We start from the raw sequence: 19954 nt of genomic DNA on the forward strand, positions 1-19954 counted from the left end.
GTAACACGTATACTAAATTTTAATAATTGTTGGGCAACAGCACTCAAAAAGCGTTTAGCTATTGTTTAGTCTTTTGAAACTGTAGATTAAGTGCTTTCTACTAAAAGGTGTAACAATAAGGTATTTTAACTGTATGTCTAAACGAGATATAGTAGTTATTGGCTCATCGGCAGGCGGAGTTTATGCCCTTCAGGAGCTGGTTGGCCGATTGCCCGATACGTTTTCTGGTTCAATATTCATTGTACAGCACGTAGCTGCCTACGCGCGGAGTTTACTCCCTGCTATTCTGAGCCGGTGTGGCCCGCTCAATGTACGGCATCCGCACGATGGCGAGGCCATTCGGGCGGGTCACATCTACATTGCCCCGCCCGACCACCATTTGCTGATCGAACAATGCGGAACAAACGGAGATAACCATGTAGACGAAGAAGGGTGTATCGGCCATGTTCTGGTGCGTAAAGGACCGAAAGAGAACCGGTTCCGCCCTTCGATAGATGCCCTCTTCCGGTCGGCGGCCTACAGTTTTGGCCCACGCGTAATTGGTGTGGTACTAACGGGCCTGCTCAACGATGGCACCTCCGGCATGTGGACTATCAAGCGATTGGGGGGAATCGGAATTGTGCAGGAACCCGACGATGCGCTCTACGCCAGTATGCCCGAAAGTGTGCTTGAATATGTGGAGGTAGACCATGTGTTGCCGCTTGCCAAAATTCCCATGTTGATCAGTGAATTGACTCAGGAGGTATTGCCCGAAATAGTCATTGACAAGTTGACCAACGTACCTGACCCAACTGACGTGGATAATGAACTAAACCGGATAAAGACGGAGGTTGATGTGGCCGCTCAGGCCAGAGCCTTCGACCGGGGCATTCTCTCTGTGGGAGAGTTAACGCCCCTGACCTGCCCCGAGTGCAGTGGTACGCTCGTCAGTTTCCGGGAAGGGCAACTGATTCGGTACCGTTGCCATACAGGTCATTCATACACCGCCAGTACCCTTTTGGCCGATGTGACCAAAGCCATTGAAGACACGATGTGGCAATCGATAAGGGGGTTGGAAGAAAGTATTATGTTGCTGAATCAGGCGGCCGAGCAGTTGGCTGATGGCGGTCAAATCGAAGCGGCTCAACAGTACCGCATCCACTCTGCAAAGGCGCTGGAGCGTGCCCACCGCATCCGCGAACTCATCTACCAAAATGATCAGCTTTCGGGTGATGGGGGGACTAGGTAAATGGGTTGAATAGTCACACAGGGCTGTGCCCTGTGTGACTATTCAACCCATTTACCTAGTCTAGCAAGACGAGCACGTCTTCTTTGGTCAACGACTTCATAAAACCTTCTTCGGTGGTGACTAACTCATTAGCCAGGCGTTGCTTGTTGCGTTGTAGGGCCAGAATCTTCTCTTCTACGCTGTTTTTGGTGATGAACTTGTACGTAAATACGGGTTTCTGCTGACCGATCCGGTGGGCCCGGTCAACGGCCTGCGCTTCAATGGCGGGGTTCCACCAGGGGTCGAGCAAAAAGACGTAGTCGGCGGCGGTGAGGTTATGGCCAAGCCCGCCCGCTTTCAGCGAAATCAGGAAAAGCTGTACCGTGTCGTCGGTCTGGAAACGGGCCACCTGTTCGGGGCGGTCGGTGCTCGATCCGTCGAGGTACGCGTAGGTGATGTTTTTCTCTTTCAGATACTGCTTAATAACGGCCAGGTGCTTAATGAATTGGCTGAATATAAGGATTTTATGACCTTCCTGTAGCGCAATTTCCAGGCGCATCCGTACGTCGTCGAGCTTACCCGAATCGCCTTCATAGGTAGTATCTACAAGGCGGGGGTGATTGGCAATTTGCCGTAGCTTGGTCAGGCCCTGCAACACCACCATCTGCGATTTGGCCAAGCCATCTTTTTCAATGTGATCCAGAATCAGGTTGCGGTAATACGATTTGGCTTCCTCGTAGGTTTTGGCCTGTTCCGGGGTCATTTCGCAATACAGCACCGTCTCGGTTTTCTGGGGTAAATCGGTGGCTACCTGTTTCTTGTTACGCCTGAGCATAAAAGGCTTGATCAGGCTATACAGCTTCTGCATTTTCTGGTCATCGCCCCGCTTTTCAATCGGAATCTGGTAGGTACTCCTGAAAAACGACTGGCTACCCAGCAAACCGGGGTTAATAAACGTCATCTGCGTCCAGAGATCCATGGTGCTGTTTTCCAGCGGTGTACCGGTCAGCAGCAGCCGATGCGCCGAATTCAACTGCATCACCGCCCGTGTAATGTGCGAATTCGGATTCTTGATCGCCTGCGATTCGTCCATGATCACATAATCGAACCGGTAGTTTTTGAGCAGCTCAATGTCGATTCTGACAATGCCATACGACGTCAGAATCAGGTCATAATCATCAAATTGAGCCGTGTTTTTATCGCGATACGTACCTGTGTAAGTCATCACGCGCAGGTTGGGAGTGAAGCGCCGAGCCTCTAGTTCCCAGTTATAAATCAGCGAGGTAGGCATCACCAGCAGGCTGGGGCCGGGCCGCGATGGGCCGGGTATTTCGAGGTTGGCTTCCTTGCGTCCCTGCAAGAGGGCCAGGGTCATCACGGTTTTTCCCAGCCCCATATCATCGGCAAGGCAACCACCAAAATGATACTGCCGCAAGAAGTTCATCCAGTCGTAGCCCGCTTTCTGGTAGGGGCGTAACGTACCCACAAAACCGGTGGGCATCGGCACTTCGTCAATTTGTTCAAATTCACGCAGCCCTTCCAGTCGGCGGCTGATAACCGTTTCAACCAGCGATTCATGGTCTAGCTGTTGCACCAGCGCCAGATGATGCTTTTGCAATACCAGCCGTTTACCAGCCTCAACGTCTGTGTGTTCGTCCCCGTCAGATGGGTGTTCCATGAAGCCAACCAACTCGGCATATTTGACAAACCAGGCTTCAGGAATAACCGCGATCTCGCCGTTGGGAAGTGTAAATTCCCGCTTTTGGGCCAAAATCAGCGAGCGTAACCGAAGAAATGGAATCTCGAAGTCGCCAAAGCGCACCTTGGCGTGAATATCGAACCAGTCGCGGGTTTCGCGGATCGAGATGGCCAGGCTGGAATAGCCGAGAAAATAGCGCCGGGTATCACTGGCATTTTGCCGTATCTGAAAACCCGCTTTGTCGAGCGCAGTCCGATGGTCGTTGAGCCAGGTGAAGGCCTCTGCTTTCGTAAGGGTCAATCGTCCATTTCTCAAGTCGAGTCCCTCTTCGCGCAGTTGGGAAAAGTAATGACGTTCCGTTTTTAGCTCGCGCCTTACCTTATGAAACAGGTAGTCGTTGCCTATTTTCTGGAGGCTGACGTTGGCCGAATTGGCAAAGCTGTTGAACTGAAACGTGAAGTCGCCGTATTGAAACGACAGATCGAGTATTACCTCATTGCTACTCGTGGTATCGTCGTCGGCAACCAATGTATCACCAAACAGCGTTGGCGACGCAACCACCTGTTGCAGACTGTTGGTCTGTTCCGAGAGCGTCAGTACCGGAACGGGTTGAAGAGAGGTAGTTCGTATTTCAAATCCTTTGGCAAACACATCGTATTGGGCAATAAGCGGCACAATGAACCGCTCATAATACTGCGCCTCCATACTTTTGGGCACCACAATGTGTTGCTTGTTCAAAAACGGTCGTAGCTTTTTGCCGTCCACATCGATCCCCGCCGATAATTCGTTTTTCGAGAGTTTAGCAAAATGATATAACTTGTTTTTTACCAGTAGCCAGGCCGGATCATCGCACAGCAACATGGCGTTGCGGTGTTGAAATTCGACCCGTTCCGTGGCTGATCCGCCGGGTTGAATTTCTCGTTCGGCGAGTGGGTAACGAATGATGGGAAAGTAATGCGTTGCCTCTTCGTTGCGAACAAAATGAAAGTAAACCCGGGCCGGTTCGGGCATAAAGGTGACCGCTTCGCCCACGGGATCGCCGTCGTGGGTCATCAGAAAAATGGGTTTCTCTGCCAGCAGCGGCAAAATTTGCGCTTTCGTCTGTTCCACGTAGTCGGCAATAGCCTCCTGCATTACTTTGTCGCCTTTCTGTGGGTCGTACACGCGCAGAAAAAAATCGACTACCGACCATTTTTTGGTGTTGAATCGCCGCAACAGCGTATCCTGACAGATATAATCGGTGAGTTTAACCAGTTCAAAATCGCGCTCGTCGAGCCCGTCTGCAAACTCACGAACGTTTTGCGGCGACAGGCTTTGGGTTTGTAGTGTCAGTTCTCCTTTGGCGTTTAACCGAACAACAAAGGCTTCGATCAGATAGCCGAGGTATTCGTGTTGGAGTAGTGAGTAAACGACCTGAAATGGCTCTGACGGGGATACTTTCATGGGAAAAGAGGAGGGGCCTACGCATAACTAACAGCCTACTAAACAGTCGAGTAATGGTGTTATTTATGATAGACTAACTAACTGATAATTGGCTCATTGACTGGTTTTCAGGCAAACCGCCATTTATCGCATAATAACTAAAACAAAAACAGGGAATGCAAACATATCGAGGTAGTGGTCTCAAATATACAGTTTGCAGGCAGAGAGCCAAATCAAGAAACTGTTAAGCATATTTATAACCTGTTTATATATAGAAAAAATAGACTAATTGATTTTCAAAACTGCGGGAACGTACCTGAAATTTTGTTTTGTACTTACCTAATTGATCCGTCACCGATAAAGAACTATCCGCGATGGTTGCCAGTCGATTACTGCGGGGATTGTCACTCTGGTAGCAAAACGCCCTCTGATATTCGGAGGGCGTTTTTTGAGAATAGGATTGCCTATTGAGCGTAATCTAACGGGGTGACTGGTATTTTCAGAAGGAACTCGCCGTTACGGTCGCGGTAGTTATACACCATTGTAATGCTGTTATCACGAAGGTCGGCCATAGCTGTGTTGGTTTTGACCGATTCAATCAGCCCCGGTTTGGTAGTGGCTTCAAGCGCCGCTACATCGAAATCGGCCCGACTTGCCGTGAGTAGCGTATAATTGAACTGCAACTCTGTTCCTGAAAGTACCTGTGCGCTATCAAGCCGCGTGGCTGGATCAATCTGTACCGGGCAGGCGCTGTTAATCTCGCGGGCCGCATTGTTCAGCTGATTTATCACCGCCGCTGACTCTTCAGACACTTTTTCATACGTAACCGCTGGCTCATTGTCGGTTGTCTCTTCCGGCTTTTTCTCTCCCGAACAGGCAAGTACCACCAGGCAAAGGGCAACTAAAGCGATTTTCATAGGATGGGGGTTTGGGAAGGTTTAATGTCCAAAGTTCAACGTCTAATGTCTAAAGTTGCTCCGCTTTGCTTCAAACGCGGAGCAACTTTAGACATTAGACGTTGAACTTTAAACCTCTTTATTTCAAAGCATCGCCGCGCCGAAAACGCCTGCGCTGTCGCCGAGTTTAGGGCGGATGATGGGCGTTTTCACCACGCCGTTGTTGAAGATGTATTTCTTGATGCGTTCGTAGCCTTCGGTGTACAATTCATCGATGTTACCCACGCCGCCACCGAGCACGATCACGTCGGGATCGAGGACGTTGATGAGCGTTGAAATAGACCGACCATAGTATTCCAGCATCCGTTCTATCGTGAGTGAAGCGATTGGGTCAATGCCCGCCCGGTGGCGCTCGACGATCTCTTTCATGGTGCGTTTTTCGCCGCACTGCTCCAGATAGAACCGTTGCAGCGCCGGGCCGGCCAGTACTTGCTCATTGCAACCGCTCTTGCCGCAATAACAGGCATGTCCGTTCTCTTCCAGAATGTTATGACCCCACTCGCCGCCAATGCCGTGCATGCCGTTGATCACAAAAGGGCGCCCGTCGAGGCCGCGCACCACCACGCCGCCACCCACGCCGGTGCCCATGATGACGCCAAACATCATCTGAAAATTAGGCGCCACGCCGGGAACAGCCCCCAGTGTAGCCTCGGCCAGGGCAAAGCAATTGGCGTCATTGGCCAGCGACACCCGAACCCCAAGTTGCTCGGTCAGGGCCTGTTTCAGCGGTTTTCCGTTCAGGCAGGTCGTGTTGCAGTTCTTCATCGTCTGCGTTCCCGGATCGAGTGTACCGGGTGTGGCAAAACCGATGTGGTCAGGTACGTACCCGGTCTCGGTTTTTAGCTGATCGACCAGCAGTTTGATGCGGCTTACGATGTGTTCGTAGCCCAGATGCGCTTCGGTGTCGATCCGTTTGCGAATGACAACCGCCTCGGGCGAAGGCGAGGAGAGAATGACACCTTCTATTTTGGTGCCGCCAAGGTCAATGCCCCAATATGTTTGCATATCGACTAGTGGTGCTGCTGAATCAGCTTTTCAGATGTTCAGGAATAAGGGTACAAACATACACAACGTCAGTAGGCTTCTTTGCGCTTACCTTTGCGTAGTCAAACTAAACGTATCAACCGACACCCATCATGGCTTTAGAAGTTGGGCAATCTGCCCCCACATTCACGCTTTTTTCGTCAGAAAATCAACCTGTTTCGCTCACCGACTACTCGGGCAAGAACGTTGTGCTGTTATTTTTTCCGATGGCATTCACTAGTGTCTGCACCGCCGAACTGTGCGAAATGCGCGATAACCTGCACACTTACACCAACCTGAATGCCGAAATTCTGGCTGTTTCGGTCGATTCGCCGTTCACATTGGCCAAGTTTAAGGAAGAACAAAATTTGCCTTTTCCGTTGTTGTCAGACTTCAACAAGGAAGTGTCGGAAGCCTACGGTGCGCTGTACGAGAACTTTGTGATGAACATGAAGGGCGTCAGCAAGCGCGCCGCATTTGTGATCGACGAAGCCGGACATATCAAATACGCCGAAGTACTCGAAAACGCCGGCAACGTACCTGATTTCAACGCTGTTAAAGCTTCGTTGAATTAAGAATTAAGAATGCTGCGCTGCTATGGCCAGATACAATCCGTTAGCAGCGCCATTCTTAATTCTTAATTCTTAATTAATCATTCCCTTGTCCTGGTATTCTAACTTTTTTACCGGCCTTCCCCAAGAGGCGTGGAAGGCGGCGCAGACCGACGAACAGACGCAGCTCGAACTTGAGCGAATTGTGGAATCGCTCGAATTTGGGCCCGACGATCGGGTGCTCGATGTGTTCTGCGGCTACGGTCGTCATGCGTTACCGCTCGCGAAGATGGGCGCACAGGTCGTTGGCGTTGATATTTCAGACGAATCGGTGGCCGAGTTGAAAGCCGCCGTGGGTCGCAAGAAGCTGGCACTGACCGCCATTGCTGCCGATTTTATGACCATCGATACGGCCCTGTTGGGTGAGTCCGAATCGTTTCAAGCGGCGTATTGTCTGGGCAACAGCCTGTGCTTCTTCCCCCGTGCCGAGATGCAGACTTTCCTGCAACGAATTGCGGACTTGCTGGAACCGGGTGGCCGTTTTCTGGCGCAGTCGGGCATGGTGGCCGAAAGCTTTCTACCCGATTTTCAGGAACGTGCCTGGCTACCCGTTGGCGACGATATGCAGGTATTGGTCGAAAATCGCTATGATCCGCTTACGGCCTGTGTTGATCAGCAACTTACGTATTACCAACGTACCCAGTCTGGAGTCGATGTGGTTGACCGGCTGGCCCAGTACTATATCTACACCCTAGCCGATTTACTGACCTTGTTTAGTGAGGCAGGTCTGGAACCGATAGCCTGTTATGGTACTGTTGAGGGTGATCCGTATCAGGTGGGTGACGAAGGGGTATGGGTTTTGGCTATGAAAAGGACAAGTTAATGTTTTTATTGTCATATGATTGATATAAAATCATCATTGTCCACTTTACTTTATTGTGTATTTACCATAAAAAGTAGGTAAATAAATTTGAGTACTTAGATAAGTCGGCATAAACGGCTAACTTTCAGCCAGATTAACACCGTTAACAAATCTGACCTATCATGGAAGTAGTCGAGCGCAAACAGCGCACCCGCGAACAAACGCGGGCGGGTATTCTCCACACCGCCAAAGACATTGCCCGCCGGGAAGGCTGGCAGGCGGTCTCGATCCGAAAAATTGCCGACGCTATAGATTATAGTGCCCCCGTTGTTTACGATTATTTCGACAGCAAAGACAGCCTGCTCGATGAGATTCGTAACGAGGGTTTTCGTCACTTACGTACCGAGTACGAACGACTGGTAAAGCTTTATCGTGATCCGGAGAAATTACTCTACGAAATATCACTGGTACAGTGGCAGTTTGCTACCAAGCAGGTTGAACTGTATCAGGTTATGTATAATCTGGAAGGTGCCAATTGCACAGCTCCATTAGCCGATTCGGAAGAGATTAAGGCGGTGAACGAAATCGTTTGCCGCATCATTTTCTCGTTTATTCCGAAATCAGCCGAAGCCATTCGTCGCCTCTATTTCGAGTGGTGGGCCACCTCGCACGGTATTATTATGTTGGGTGCCCTGCTTCGGCACCAACAGCCGCTCGACGCTACCGAACAGATTTACCGCGAAACCATGCGGCGCTTTGTTAGAAACCTGCGGTAAGCCGGGTTGATTAGCAAACGCGCCTATCCGTTCTTCGACAAGCCGCACCAGTTCATCCTGCGTGCGGCTTTTTATTGATGGCTTTAGCCAACAGAACCGCAACGTACCTGACCTAACCCTTCTCCATAATGAACTCCTCGGTTACCCGGATTAGCTACGCTGGCTTCCTGCTGTTTTCCCTGGTTGTTGCCTGTCAACGGCCTGTTACAACCTCGTCGAAACCGTATTTTCCGCCAAAAGGAAATAACTGGACGCGAATAGCCCCTGACAAAGCAGACATGAACCCGGCCCTGCTCGACTCGGCGGTGGCGTGGGCCAAAAGGCAGGAAACGACGCAGATGAAACCCGATTTTTCGACGCAGGAAGAGATCTTTGGCAAACTGCTTGGTCCTATGCCCACGAGTCGGGCGGCCACCAACGGCATCATACTTCGTCATGGCTATATCGTGGCCGAATGGGGCGACACCCGTGCCGTTGACCCTACCTATAGCGTAGCCAAAAGTGTACTGTCGACGCTGGTGGGTATTACGCATGAACGCGGACTGATACCGGATATCAACGAGCCGGTGGCTAAACTGATTCAGGACGGTGGGTACGATTCGGAACAGAACCGGGCGGTAACCTGGGAGCAGCACTTGCGCCAGACTAGTGAATGGCAAGGCGAGTTATGGGGCAAAAACAGCGATTTTGTGGGTAAAGAAGCGTTTGGCCGCGGCGAACGCAAGCCGCGCACCCTGCAAAAGCCAGGTACGTTCTACGAGTATAACGACGTCAGAATCAACCGCATGGCACTTTCTCTACTTCGACTCTGGAAAAAGCCACTGCCCGACGTAGTGCGCGATGAACTGATGAACCCCATCGGCGCGTCGGATAGCTGGCAGTATATTCCGTACCCGAACGCACTGGCTGACGTTGACGGCAAAAAGATGCCTTCGGTAAGCGGCGGCACCCGGTGGGGGGGAGGCCTGCGCATCAGCGCCCGCGATCTGGCCCGGTTCGGCTACCTGATTGAACAGCAAGGGCGCTGGCAAAACAAACAGATCGTCTCGGCCGATTGGGTAAAACAGGCCACCACCGGTAATGCGGTTGGCCCCGATTATGGCTACCTGTGGTGGCTCAACACGGGTAACGCAGCAAACGGTAAAAAGCCCTGGCCCGATGCGCCATCGACCAGTTTTGCCGCTCTCGGTGCAGGGTCAAACACCGTCTGGATTGATCCTGAGCACGATATTGTCATTGTGTGGCGGTGGCACAATGGCAGCCCGAACGAACTGGCAAAACGAGTAGTAGCTGCGCTGAAACACTAGAGTAAACTGCCGAATACTACTTAACTCTTGTATATTGTCGTCATGATACGGCTACTCGCACTGCTTTGTTTTCTGGCTACGGCTACATTCTCTCACGGACAAACGGATACGTCGAATAAAGGCCTTCGGGTTACTCTATCAGTCAATGGCAGGGGAATGACTGTCGATAGTACCAAGGATGCGTATAACAAGCCGTTCCAGCTACGAGGTGATGCCAAAGCCAATAACGCCAACTGGCGGTTCAAAGCCGGCGATAGCATTCAGTGGGCCAATCCAGCGTACATAGATCGCCACTGGACGGATGAAATCACGCCGGATGGCGCTATCCGAACAAATAAAACACTCTGGGAAAAAGAGAAAGGCTGGTTTCGATTGTGGGTGAGATCGCCAACACCAATCGCCGATAAATCACTGACCCTGATTATCCGTCAGTTTGGACGCTCTGAGGTGTACCTCGATGGCCGTTTATTGACCCGCCTGGTGCCGCCGCTGATTGATTCAGGCGGGTCGCAGCGAATAGTGCAGTTTATACCGCTGCCGATTGCCGACACCAACCGGCACTTGCTGGCTATTCGGTATGCGTTCCGTAAAGACCCGACCTTTTTTGCCAACTTAGGGGAAAACCCATTGGATCTGGAGATTGAACGCAGCGATGAAGCGGGCAGCGATTATTACATGTCAGAATCAGCGGGCGTGGGCCTCGATTCTGTGCTGGGAGGCATTTTCGGTATACTCAGCTTACTCCATTTTTTATTTTTCCGGGCCAATAAAGCGCAGCGTATTAACCGAACGCTATGCTGGGCAATGCTGGCTTTTTCCGTTGCGTTTATTTTTGATTCGCTGAGTGGTATCACGCCTAATCTGACGCTCGACTCGTTTGTTGAGCTGAGCGAGAATATCAGCTCTCGTGTGGGCTGCATCTTGTTGCTGTGGGGGGTATATCAATATTTGGGTATCAGAGCGGGTTGGTTTTTTTACAGCATACTGGGTTTGTTAGCGTTTGATATGTTGTATCGGACTTTTCTCGGTCCCTCTCCTTATTATGCACGCGCTATCGCCTTCACACTTGTTTTTGTCGACTATATCCGGTTGAGTTGGATAGGTCGGAAACGAAAAGAGGCTGATTCACGCCTCCCCTGGAATTCGGTAAAAATGGCGTTTTTGTGTTTGGTGGGCATACTGTTGGTCATCATTATCGGCGCTATAGTCAGTAATTTGATCGGGATTAGGTTTGATTCTAATCTGATACTTGCTCCTGTTTTCGTATTGGTCCTGATCGCCTTGCTTAGTATACCGGTTGGCTTATCACTTTCGCTGGTACAGGATTACACACGTACCTACCGATCACTGGCCGCTAAACTGTATGAAGTGGAGCAACTTTCGGCGCAGACCGTAGCGCAGGAGCAGGAAAAACAGCAGATTCTGGCCCGCCAAAACGAAACGCTTGAACACCTGGTCACCGAACGAACCGCCGCCCTCGACCAATCACTGACCGAACTAAAGGCCACGCAGGATCAGCTGATTCAGCGCGAAAAACTGGCTTCGCTGGGTGAACTGACCGCCGGTGTGGCCCATGAAATTCAAAACCCGCTCAACTTCGTCAATAACTTCTCGGAAGTATCGGTCGATTTGCTGACCGAACTGGAAGAAGAACAAGCCCGGCCAACCGACGAGCGTGATTTAGGTCTTGAACAGGAAATTCTGAGCGACATTAAACAGAACATTGGTAAGATTAGCCATCACGGGCAACGGGCAGCCAGTATTGTGAAGGGCATGCTGCAACACAGCCGCGCCAGTACCGGCCAACGTGAACCCACCGACCTGAACGCCCTGACCGACGAGTACCTGCGGCTGGCTTACCACGGTATTCGAGCTAAAGAGAAGACGTTCGAGGTTAGCTTCGTTACCAATTTTGAGACCGATTTACCATTGGTGCCTACTGCGTCGCAGGATATTGGCCGGGTGCTGATGAACCTGTTTACCAATGCGTTCTACGCCGTTCAGGAACGTACGCAGCGGGATGCCGCCCAACTGTCTACTTCAGAATCGGGGACGTACAGGCCCACGGTAACTGTCACTACCGAACGGATAGGCGGCAAAGTACAGATTCGGGTGCGCGATAACGGCATGGGCATTCCCGACGAGATACGCGCTAAAATTTTCCAGCCCTTCTTCACTACTAAACCCACCGGTAAAGGCACCGGCCTCGGCCTCAGCCTCAGCTACGACATCATCACCAAAGGCCACGGCGGAACCATATCGGTGCAATCAGAGCCAGGTGCGTTCACTGAGTTTACTATATCCATTCCGATCGTATGACCATCGCCATCATCGGCGCTACCGGAATGTTGGGTCAACCGGTTACCCGTGAATTGCTGTCGGCCGGATATACCGTGCGCATTGTTGCCCGGAATCTAACAGCGGCTAAACGACTTTTCCCCGCCGCCGATGTCGTTTTTGGCGACCTTAGAAAGCCAGACTCGTTACCCGCTGCCTTGGCAGGATGCGAGGCAATGTACCTGAGCCTGTCCGTAAAACAAACCGAAAAATCCATAGATTTCCATACCGAAAGTGATGGCCTGCGAACCCTGCTGGCAGCCGCGAAAGTGGCAGGCGTGAAACGGATAGCCTATCTCTCATCAATCGTGATGCGCTATCAGGGTATGAACGGCTTCGACTGGTGGGTATTTCGAATTAAGCAGGAAGCGGTGTCGCTCATCAAGGTATCGGGTCTGGACTACAGCATTTTCTATCCCTCGAATTTTATGGAAACGATGCTGACCACGCAACGAGTGGGGCCACTGGTACTGGTATTGGGAAGTTCGAAGGTAAAACCGTGGTTCATTTCGGCACAGGACTATGGAAAGCAGGTAGCGCGTGCATTGCAGATTGCTCAGGTCGGTCAGCCGCAGGAATACGTCATTCAGGGTCCCGAACCTGTAAACCAGCTGGTAGCCGCCAAACGGCTGGCGGCGAACTACACCAACTCAAAACTTCGTGTGATGGAAATGCCGTTGGCAATGCTCCGTCTCGGTCGGTTATTCTCTCAACAGGCCGATTACGGTGTTCATATTGCTGAAGCGCTAAACAATTATCCCGAACAGTTTGAAGCCGAACGTACCTGGCTGGATTTGGGTAAACCTTACATTAGTATTGATAGATTTGCAACTGGAGTAGGGCAAGGCGGTTAGCCCTGTAGCGCCGAAGCTCCAGCTTCGGTAGTATAGAGATAGTTACTCTCACTACCGAAGCTGGAGCTTCGGCGCTACAGAGCCACTTGTGTAGCAATGGGAAAAGTAGTGCCTCCTCCTTCTTTACACCAGTAGTATACGCCTCGATAGGCCGTTTTTCGTTAGTATAATATGTCGTTACAATTCTGGAAACTCTGGACGAAGCCCGAACGCGCTGTGTACGTGATCGGGCTTGTTCTTGTTGGTATATCGCTTGGCTGGCTGGCGTTGGCCGGTTATCGCGGACTCGAAAACGTGGTACGCTGGGAGGTGCTCAACGAACTCGTTGGCTTCCCTACGACGCTCTATCAATTCACCGATGGTCTACTCACCTACCCGGTACAGGGGCAGGTGCAAACGGTGGCCGGGCAGTTCCTGGCCTCACCCATGCGGGTTTATCCGCTGGTGGCTACGGGCACAGTAGCGGGCTTGTGCGTAGCCCTGGCCTTCGCGCTGGCGGGCATCTGCCGACTGCCGACATTGCGGTATCGGCTGGCGATGGGCGCGTTTATTTTGCTGTTGGCCGTTTGCCGGTTCGAAACGCTGGGCCTGCCCGGTGGCTCGGGTAAGTGGCTGTTTCTGGGCGTGGCGGCTTTGTTTGGTGGCTTCAGTTTCTACTTCCACGCGTTCCGTACCGACGTTGGCTTTACACCACGCTTGCTGGTCTTTCTCGGTTTATTCGCCGGGTTGGCAGTAGCGGTTGCGCTGGGTAGCTCGGTGGTCAATCCGGCGATGGTTTTGCTTGGCTACACGCTGCCGGGTCTGGTGTTGTTGAGTGTTGGTACCATCGCCTTCGTCGCCATCGAAATTCCCGCCGCTATGGTCTGGCTCACTAGTGTTAGTCGTCCTTCGGCGCGGCCGTTGGGGATGATTAACTTCCTGTTCATCAGCCTACTGTACCTGCTGAACCTGTTGATTATCTGGCTTCGCAACACCAACGTCATTGACTGGGATGGGCTGACCATCAGCCCATTTCTGATTGTTGGTGTATCGCTTGTGCTGGGCGTTTGGGGCTTTCGTCGGTTGGTCGAGCAGCGGGAACTGCTGTCATTTCGCGAGGCGGGAGCGGGGCTTTACCTGGGTATGGCTTCGTTGGCGGCGCTGACCATGGCCTATGCGTTTGCCACCGCCAACGATCCGCTGGTCGAGCTGTTTGAAGACATTATCGTGTATAGCCATTTCGGAATGGGCGTGGCCTTTGTGCTGTATATCGGGCTCAACTTCTGGCCCATCTACCAGCAGCAACTGCCGGTACACAGGGTGATGTACAAAGCCCGTATTGCTGACTTGCCGTTGTTCCGGCTGGCGGGGTTAGTGGCCATGGTTGGTATGATTGCCGGGGGCAATTACTTCACCGTTAGGCAGGGGTACGCCGCTACGCTGTCGGCGCTGGGCGATGCGTACCTGGCCGAAAATCAGGTCGATCTGGCGCAGACGTACTACCAGGAATCAGTAGCTGAAGAACACCAGCAACACAAAGGCAATTATGCCCTGGCGTCGATCGCGCTTTCGCGAAACGATCAGGCCGCCGCCGCTTTGTTCTTTTCGAAAGCCTTGTTGAAACAGCCGTCGCCGCAGGCCTTTGCGGGCTTAAGCGATACGTACCGGCAAACGAACCTGTTTTTTGAGTCGATCAAGACGTTGCAGCGGGGTATTCAGACGTTTCCGAACAATGGTGAATTGCGCACGAATCTGGGTTATCTCTACGGCAAAACAGCCATCGCCGATTCGGCCTACTATTACTTACAGTCGGCTGTGGCCCACACCCAGCGCGATGAAGTACCGCTGGCGAATCTGCTTGGTTTGTATGCCCGCAACCCCAACATAATGGCGGCCGATTCGGCGCTTATCGATCAGGTAGAAACGCGCGATGACCCGGCGTTCGAAGCCAACCGAATGGCGCTGCATCTGGTGTCGCCCCGCGATACTACCGCACCTGTTGCCCCCGCCTGGCTGAGCAGAGCTGCTTCCGACCCCCTGCTCGATGCCGGTCGGTTTGCCTCGCTCTATAACTACGCTTTTGTGGCCGCTAATCCCGACAGCACGTTGCTGAATCGATTACAACGGGCCGCTCAAAACCCTGCCAATCAGGAACTGGTCGATGATCTGGTGTTGGCGCAGGCGTTAGGTCGGTACCGGGCCAATCAGCATCTGGAAGCCTTTGATCTGTTGACGCAACTGGCCGAAAACGACCCCAAACGAGCCAACTCTTACCGTACTACCCTCGGTTTGCTACAAGCCGATCAGGGGTTATACCGACAGGCGAACAAAACGCTGGCGCTTAATTCCGACACACTCTCCTCGTTCTACCGGGCCGTGCTGTTGACCAAACTCGGTGATCTGCCCGCAGCCCGTCCATTCTGGCTCACGGCCATGCGGCAGGATAGTTTGTTACAGGGTGTTCGGCAGGCGTTGTACAGCGAAAAACAACCCGCAACGGACCTTGAAAAAGCGTTCTATGTCAGTTATCGCCTCGACGATGCCAACCGGGGACGTACCTGGGAAACCATCCGCGACGTTAGCCTGAAAACCGTTTCCGGAGCCAGCCTTATCGATACGTACCTGGCTACCCGGCAATATTTCTACGCGCAGATGATTCTGAGTCAGATGGGCAAACCTGCCGAGCTAACGTCCTTTGCCCGATCAATGGAAAACCTGTCGGCGGTGAAAATTGCGTCGTTCCGCAAAAAAGCAACGGCTACTGATTCGCTGGCCAAAACGTTTTTCATTCCGCAACACCGGGCCCTGGTTGCCGCTTTGCGCGGAAGCGCGTTTGCCGCTTCGAAACAACCGGACAACGCCCGAAAAGCCTACGAACAGGTGTTACTGACTGGTTCGGCTCAGGGCCAACTGGTGGCCGAAGCCAGTTTGTTTCTACGAAGTCAGCGGCAAGTGAAACCAGCCTACGAAGCGGTGCGACGAGCCTTACCGTATAACGAGTCTGAGCCCTCTCTGTTGAAAAGTTACGTGCTACTTTGTCTCGATCAAAGCCTGTTCGATTATGCCGAAGAAGGAATGGTGCAATTGCAGGTGATTGCTCCACCCGCCGACTATCAGGCGTTTGCCGTAGCCTATCAGCAAAAAGTATCGGCTATCGAAAACGCCCGTAATGCGTTTGTACAGTGACGTACTTTAGCTTTGGTTCGTAAAATCAACGACACAGGCAACCCGGAATATGAATATCATTGAGACCAGCGAAGTAGCCAAACGGTATGTAATGGGCAGCGAAATCATCGACGCCCTTAAGTCGATCACTATTTCGGTGCACAAAGGCGAGTATGTCGCGTTTATGGGTCCGTCAGGGTCGGGTAAATCCACGCTTATGAACATTGTTGGCTGTCTGGATTCGCCGACTTCGGGGCAGTATATTCTGAACGGGCAGGATGTCAGTAACATGACCGAAAATGCGCTTGCTGAGGTTCGGAACAAAGAAATTGGCTTCGTTTTCCAGACGTTCAACCTGTTGCCCCGCCAAACATCGCTCGAAAACGTAGCCTTGCCTCTGATTTACGCGGGCTATAGCAAGGCCGACCGGACCGAAAAAGCGATGCTGGCGCTGAAAAACGTAGGTCTTGAAAATCGGGCCGGACACCGCCCCAACGAACTGTCGGGCGGTCAGCGGCAACGGGTGGCTGTAGCGCGTGCCCTCGTTAACGACCCTAGTATCTTGCTCGCCGATGAACCAACGGGTAACCTCGATTCCAAAACGTCGTACGAAATCATGGACCTCTTCGATCAGATTCACGCCAAAGGCAATACCGTGATTATGGTGACGCACGAAGAAGACATTGCCGAATACGCCCACCGCATCATCCGCCTCCGCGATGGCCTCATCGAAACTGACCGCGCCAACCAGAATATCCGGAAAGCCAAAGCGTTCATGCAGGCGTAGAGGGTGTTTTGCATTTGTAGTTTGGGGTTTGACGTTTACTACAGTCCAATTCTGATTCTACCAGCCGATTAGCCTATTTTCGGGTTTCGTAACGAATCCCACCGAATGGAGCAGGCCAATCTGGTTTTTTTAGTCACATTATGCATTGTTGGCCTTGGTTTCTCTCTGAAACACTGGGACATTGTTAGTGAGCAGAACGGAAAGGTGATATCGCGTCTGCTGATGCACACTACCTTTCCGGCGCTGATGGTTGTTTCGACCCTACGCGTACCGCTGACGTCGACCCTGCTGGCTATTCCTTTTGTAAGCATTGCACTCGGCGTTGTATTACTATGGCTAGCCTGGTTTGCATTTGCCCAACAACCCATTCGCGTGCGGGGGGTACTCACCATTGGCGTGGGAGCCTTCAATATTGGCCTATTCGGTTTTCCTATCATCGAAGGTATTTGGGGGCGCGATGCCCTGGTCTACGCCGTGCTGTACGACATTGGCAACACTGTCGTCATTTTTGGTATCGTTTACCCTATTGGGTATTACCTCGCCTCGGGTGGCGCGAAAAAGCCGCCTGTGGGGGCTATTCTTCGGCGTATGTTGCGTCTGCCGCCGTTGCTGGGTATGTTGTTAGGCCTCACGCTCAATGTGCTTTCCATTGACCTGCCTCCCATATTGTTCGATGCGCTGGATACGCTGGCAAAAGCCAACAAACCGTTAGTGCTGTTGTTGTTGGGGATCTACCTGAGTTTCCGCCTCGAAAAAACGCAGCAGTCCGCCATTTTTCGGCTTCTGTTCCTGCGCTACGCGTGTTGTCTGGGCGCCATTGCCCTGCTTCATGTGGTATTGCCCGATCCAACGTTGTTGCGTACCACGCTTATCGTGTGCATGCTGCTGCCGGTGGGAATGACTATTCTGCCTTTCTCCGACGAGTTCAACTTCGATTCGCGGGTGGCAGGTACGTTGGCTAACCTGTCGCTCGTGATCAGCTTTGGCTTGTTGTGGCTGTTGGTTTACTGCTTAGGCCTTGTCTAGGTAACGTACCTGAAAACGAAAATGCCCACCTGAACAAACAGGTGGGCATTTTCATGGAAAGTAAGTTCGGTTAAACTAGGGGCGCAGGGCCGACTGTGAATTGCCGGGAGCAGCAACAGGTGCGGCTGGAGCCTGCGCCGGAGCTGGACGATTCTGGGCTGGAGCCACCGCTGCACCTGGCAACGCTTTTGTAGCGGCCCGCTCAACGTTGGCACTGTTGATTACGCTGGCGCCTGTTTTGTCAACGAGGGCATACGTAGAGAGTACCAACACCATCACGCCGATGCCGAGGCCCCAGGTAATTTGCTCAACAACGTCGGTCGTTTTTTTTACGCCCATCAACTGATTGGAGCCAAGGCCACCGAGTTCGCCCGATAGGCCGCCGCCTTTTGAATTCTGAATCAATACGACCAGAATCAGAAGAACGGTCAGGATGCAAATAAGAACAATAATTGTGGTTACCATGAACTTGGTTAATTCGGTTAACTATAAGAGGGGTGATGTCTTTTTCAGCTATCGGCAATGGGTTGTGCCTCTTTAATTTCACTGATTTTGGCCGCAAAGTACGCTGATTTATCTGGGTTTTTCAAGGCCAGCTTCTCGTAAATCTCAATGGCCTTGCTATACTTGCCCTGTTTGCACAAAATCTTGGCAAAACTTTCGGTTACCAGCCCCCCGGCAATCGGTGCCGGCTGGCTTCGAAGGGCTAAATCCTCCTGCAAGGCGGGTTCGCCCAATCGGCCCCGTACGGGCGCAATACGCGGTTCGTTGCGAATAAAATTTTCGATGATTTCCAGTTGCCGTTTGCGCTCTTCGTCCATCACGCGCTGCCGGGCTTCCAGTGTATCCTCATCAGCAATGACTTGCTCTTCCAGCGCCAGCTCGGTACGAATGGCTTCTTCGGCTAGCGTTGGGTCGTCAACCGGCGGCGTCGACTCGGCTAAACCAAGCGAACCCGGGCTGTTGAAAGCCATTTTTGGAATCGATAATAACGACATCGGCATGCTGCCCGCTACGCCCGGTTTGGTACGGTACAGCGCATAACTTTCGTGCTGATAATCATCGGGAATCGGTACCTGCCGGGAAGCCAGTTCGTTTAACTTCAACAGCAAATTGTCTGACCACTGAAATTCATTATCGATCAGTTTGCGCAACGCATTACGACTCAATGCATGCGCCGCGGCTCGCCGAACGTGAGGAACCGTATTCCCTTTCTGGTGTATAGAGGCTGCTTTAGCCGTTAAGGTATACAGCGACTGGCAATACGGATAGTCTGCCAGACTATCCTGCAACTGTTGAAAGTCGGCAGCGGTCAGGTCGTTGGGATGGGTAACCCAATACGAAAAGGTTTCTTTATCAATTGGCGGCATGAACGAGGCTTGGTGTCACTGGGTTGGGCGAATCTACAAAGAAGTGGGCAGTTTTCACAGTTGCCAACCGGTTGGTTAGGCCAGGTTACCAATCGGCAGCGGTCTTATTGAAAACGTCGAGGACAAGCTGATCCAGAATCAGGGGAACCAACTGCCCTTCGTTTTGGCTCAGAGTCTGATTTTGCGGGAAATCTTTATAAAATGAGAACGCCTGATCAAAGCTTTTGGTGTCGTCTTTGGTGTTGGTGAAACGTACCTGAATCGTAATCTGTAGTCGGTTCAACCCAGCCTGATCATTGGCGCTCGGGGCCACCGCAATCAGGTCGTAACCCGTTACAGTCCCTTCCAGCGCCATATCACCCCCGGTAGGTAATACTTTCAAGTTTGTATACCGCTGATAATATTCTTTCAGCTTCTCGGTCAGCGTCAACGGCAAGTTCGCCGGCCCCCCCGCCGTTTGCAATGTGAAGTTGTTAATCGTCACCGTCTTGATATCCGGCGAGAGCGTAGTTCCCGAAAAGGAATAAACGCCACAGGAGACAGTTATCAGTGAACAGTAAACAGTTATCAGTAAGCCAATCCAACGATGTCTGACCATAAGGTGATCACTGATAACTGATAACTGTTTACTGA

At 52.0% G+C, this 19954-nt stretch carries 16 protein-coding genes; 10 read left to right on the forward strand and 6 right to left on the reverse strand.

Translation table 11 applies throughout. The features are described from left to right. Nucleotides 1-133: 133 nt before the first annotated feature. A complete protein-coding gene (locus tag ACAW87_RS09315; RefSeq protein ID WP_370723103.1) occupies nucleotides 134-1228 on the forward strand; it encodes a chemotaxis protein CheB in 1095 nt (364 codons plus the stop codon). Between the two features lie 55 nt (nucleotides 1229-1283). Here ACAW87_RS09315 and ACAW87_RS09320 read toward each other — a convergent pair whose 3' ends face one another. From ACAW87_RS09320 to ACAW87_RS09330, 3 genes are all read right to left on the reverse strand, one after another. Further along, on the reverse strand, nucleotides 1284-4349 hold the full coding sequence (locus ACAW87_RS09320; protein ID WP_370723104.1) for a DEAD/DEAH box helicase: 3066 nt from the start codon (nucleotides 4347-4349) through the stop codon (nucleotides 1284-1286). A gap of 443 nt (nucleotides 4350-4792) precedes the next feature. Then, nucleotides 4793-5245 (reverse strand): DUF8479 domain-containing protein, encoded by a 453-nt coding sequence (locus tag ACAW87_RS09325; RefSeq protein ID WP_370723105.1) that lies wholly within the window; start codon nucleotides 5243-5245, stop codon nucleotides 4793-4795. A gap of 123 nt (nucleotides 5246-5368) precedes the next feature. Beyond that, complete coding sequence (locus ACAW87_RS09330) at nucleotides 5369-6289, reverse strand: ROK family protein (RefSeq protein WP_370723106.1); 921 nt, start codon at nucleotides 6287-6289, stop codon at nucleotides 5369-5371. 131 nt (nucleotides 6290-6420) lie between these two features. Here ACAW87_RS09330 and ACAW87_RS09335 point away from each other — a divergent pair, with 131 nt between their 5' ends. From ACAW87_RS09335 to ACAW87_RS09375, 9 genes are all read left to right on the forward strand, one after another. Continuing rightward, on the forward strand, nucleotides 6421-6882 hold the full coding sequence (locus ACAW87_RS09335) for a redoxin domain-containing protein (RefSeq protein ID WP_370723107.1): 462 nt from the start codon (nucleotides 6421-6423) through the stop codon (nucleotides 6880-6882). A gap of 85 nt (nucleotides 6883-6967) precedes the next feature. Next, the gene (locus ACAW87_RS09340) at nucleotides 6968-7741 is read left to right on the forward strand and encodes an SAM-dependent methyltransferase (protein ID WP_370723108.1); all 774 of its coding nucleotides are present in this window, start codon (nucleotides 6968-6970) and stop codon (nucleotides 7739-7741) included. 161 nt (nucleotides 7742-7902) lie between these two features. Then, nucleotides 7903-8496 (forward strand): TetR/AcrR family transcriptional regulator, encoded by a 594-nt coding sequence (locus tag ACAW87_RS09345; protein WP_370723109.1) that lies wholly within the window; start codon nucleotides 7903-7905, stop codon nucleotides 8494-8496. A gap of 128 nt (nucleotides 8497-8624) precedes the next feature. Beyond that, nucleotides 8625-9803, forward strand: coding sequence for a serine hydrolase domain-containing protein (locus ACAW87_RS09350; protein WP_370723110.1), 1179 nt, complete (start codon nucleotides 8625-8627; stop codon nucleotides 9801-9803). Nucleotides 9804-9845: 42 nt separating this feature from the next. After that, nucleotides 9846-12122, forward strand: a complete 2277-nt coding sequence (locus ACAW87_RS09355; RefSeq protein WP_370723111.1) for a sensor histidine kinase — start codon at nucleotides 9846-9848, stop codon at nucleotides 12120-12122. Beyond that, nucleotides 12119-12994 carry an SDR family oxidoreductase gene (locus ACAW87_RS09360; RefSeq protein WP_370723112.1) on the forward strand — a complete coding sequence of 292 codons (876 nt, stop codon included), beginning with the start codon at nucleotides 12119-12121 and terminating at the stop codon, nucleotides 12992-12994. Before ACAW87_RS09355 ends, ACAW87_RS09360 begins: the two co-directional genes overlap by 4 nt. Nucleotides 12995-13165: 171 nt before the next feature. Continuing rightward, nucleotides 13166-16159 carry a tetratricopeptide repeat protein gene (locus ACAW87_RS09365; protein ID WP_370723113.1) on the forward strand — a complete coding sequence of 998 codons (2994 nt, stop codon included), beginning with the start codon at nucleotides 13166-13168 and terminating at the stop codon, nucleotides 16157-16159. 49 nt (nucleotides 16160-16208) lie between these two features. After that, nucleotides 16209-16925 (forward strand): ABC transporter ATP-binding protein, encoded by a 717-nt coding sequence (locus ACAW87_RS09370; protein ID WP_370723114.1) that lies wholly within the window; start codon nucleotides 16209-16211, stop codon nucleotides 16923-16925. 105 nt (nucleotides 16926-17030) lie between these two features. Continuing rightward, the gene (locus ACAW87_RS09375; protein WP_370723115.1) at nucleotides 17031-17951 is read left to right on the forward strand and encodes an AEC family transporter; all 921 of its coding nucleotides are present in this window, start codon (nucleotides 17031-17033) and stop codon (nucleotides 17949-17951) included. Between the two features lie 75 nt (nucleotides 17952-18026). Here ACAW87_RS09375 and secG read toward each other — a convergent pair whose 3' ends face one another. From secG to lptE, 3 genes are all read right to left on the reverse strand, one after another. Next, nucleotides 18027-18416: a preprotein translocase subunit SecG gene (gene secG, locus ACAW87_RS09380; protein ID WP_370723116.1), complete on the reverse strand. Its 390-nt coding sequence runs from the start codon at nucleotides 18414-18416 to the stop codon at nucleotides 18027-18029. A gap of 44 nt (nucleotides 18417-18460) precedes the next feature. Continuing rightward, nucleotides 18461-19321, reverse strand: coding sequence for a DUF8458 domain-containing protein (locus ACAW87_RS09385; RefSeq protein ID WP_370723117.1), 861 nt, complete (start codon nucleotides 19319-19321; stop codon nucleotides 18461-18463). Between the two features lie 85 nt (nucleotides 19322-19406). Continuing rightward, nucleotides 19407-19919 (reverse strand): LPS assembly lipoprotein LptE, encoded by a 513-nt coding sequence (gene lptE, locus ACAW87_RS09390; RefSeq protein ID WP_370723118.1) that lies wholly within the window; start codon nucleotides 19917-19919, stop codon nucleotides 19407-19409. Nucleotides 19920-19954 lie beyond the last annotated feature (35 nt).

It is taken from the genome of Fibrella aquatica (genome assembly GCF_041321135.1).
Lineage (GTDB): Bacteria > Bacteroidota > Bacteroidia > Cytophagales > Spirosomataceae > Fibrella > Fibrella aquatica.

What these genes read in the sequence shown, in the direction of transcription:
- ACAW87_RS09385 (WP_370723117.1), bottom strand. Translation starts at nt 19,321, where the DNA reads ATGCCGCCAATTGATAAAGAAACCTTTTCGTATTGGGTTACCCATCCC.
- ACAW87_RS09375 (WP_370723115.1), top strand. Translation starts at nt 17,031, where the DNA reads ATGGAGCAGGCCAATCTGGTTTTTTTAGTCACATTATGCATTGTTGGC.
- ACAW87_RS09345 (WP_370723109.1), top strand. Translation starts at nt 7,903, where the DNA reads ATGGAAGTAGTCGAGCGCAAACAGCGCACCCGCGAACAAACGCGGGCG.
- ACAW87_RS09325 (WP_370723105.1), bottom strand. Translation starts at nt 5,245, where the DNA reads ATGAAAATCGCTTTAGTTGCCCTTTGCCTGGTGGTACTTGCCTGTTCG.
- ACAW87_RS09320 (WP_370723104.1), bottom strand. Translation starts at nt 4,349, where the DNA reads ATGAAAGTATCCCCGTCAGAGCCATTTCAGGTCGTTTACTCACTACTC.
- ACAW87_RS09370 (WP_370723114.1), top strand. Translation starts at nt 16,209, where the DNA reads ATGAATATCATTGAGACCAGCGAAGTAGCCAAACGGTATGTAATGGGC.
- secG (WP_370723116.1), bottom strand. Translation starts at nt 18,416, where the DNA reads ATGGTAACCACAATTATTGTTCTTATTTGCATCCTGACCGTTCTTCTG.
- ACAW87_RS09350 (WP_370723110.1), top strand. Translation starts at nt 8,625, where the DNA reads ATGAACTCCTCGGTTACCCGGATTAGCTACGCTGGCTTCCTGCTGTTT.
- ACAW87_RS09355 (WP_370723111.1), top strand. Translation starts at nt 9,846, where the DNA reads ATGATACGGCTACTCGCACTGCTTTGTTTTCTGGCTACGGCTACATTC.
- ACAW87_RS09315 (WP_370723103.1), top strand. Translation starts at nt 134, where the DNA reads ATGTCTAAACGAGATATAGTAGTTATTGGCTCATCGGCAGGCGGAGTT.
- ACAW87_RS09365 (WP_370723113.1), top strand. Translation starts at nt 13,166, where the DNA reads ATGTCGTTACAATTCTGGAAACTCTGGACGAAGCCCGAACGCGCTGTG.
- ACAW87_RS09360 (WP_370723112.1), top strand. Translation starts at nt 12,119, where the DNA reads ATGACCATCGCCATCATCGGCGCTACCGGAATGTTGGGTCAACCGGTT.
- ACAW87_RS09330 (WP_370723106.1), bottom strand. Translation starts at nt 6,289, where the DNA reads ATGCAAACATATTGGGGCATTGACCTTGGCGGCACCAAAATAGAAGGT.
- ACAW87_RS09335 (WP_370723107.1), top strand. Translation starts at nt 6,421, where the DNA reads ATGGCTTTAGAAGTTGGGCAATCTGCCCCCACATTCACGCTTTTTTCG.
- lptE (WP_370723118.1), bottom strand. Translation starts at nt 19,919, where the DNA reads ATGGTCAGACATCGTTGGATTGGCTTACTGATAACTGTTTACTGTTCA.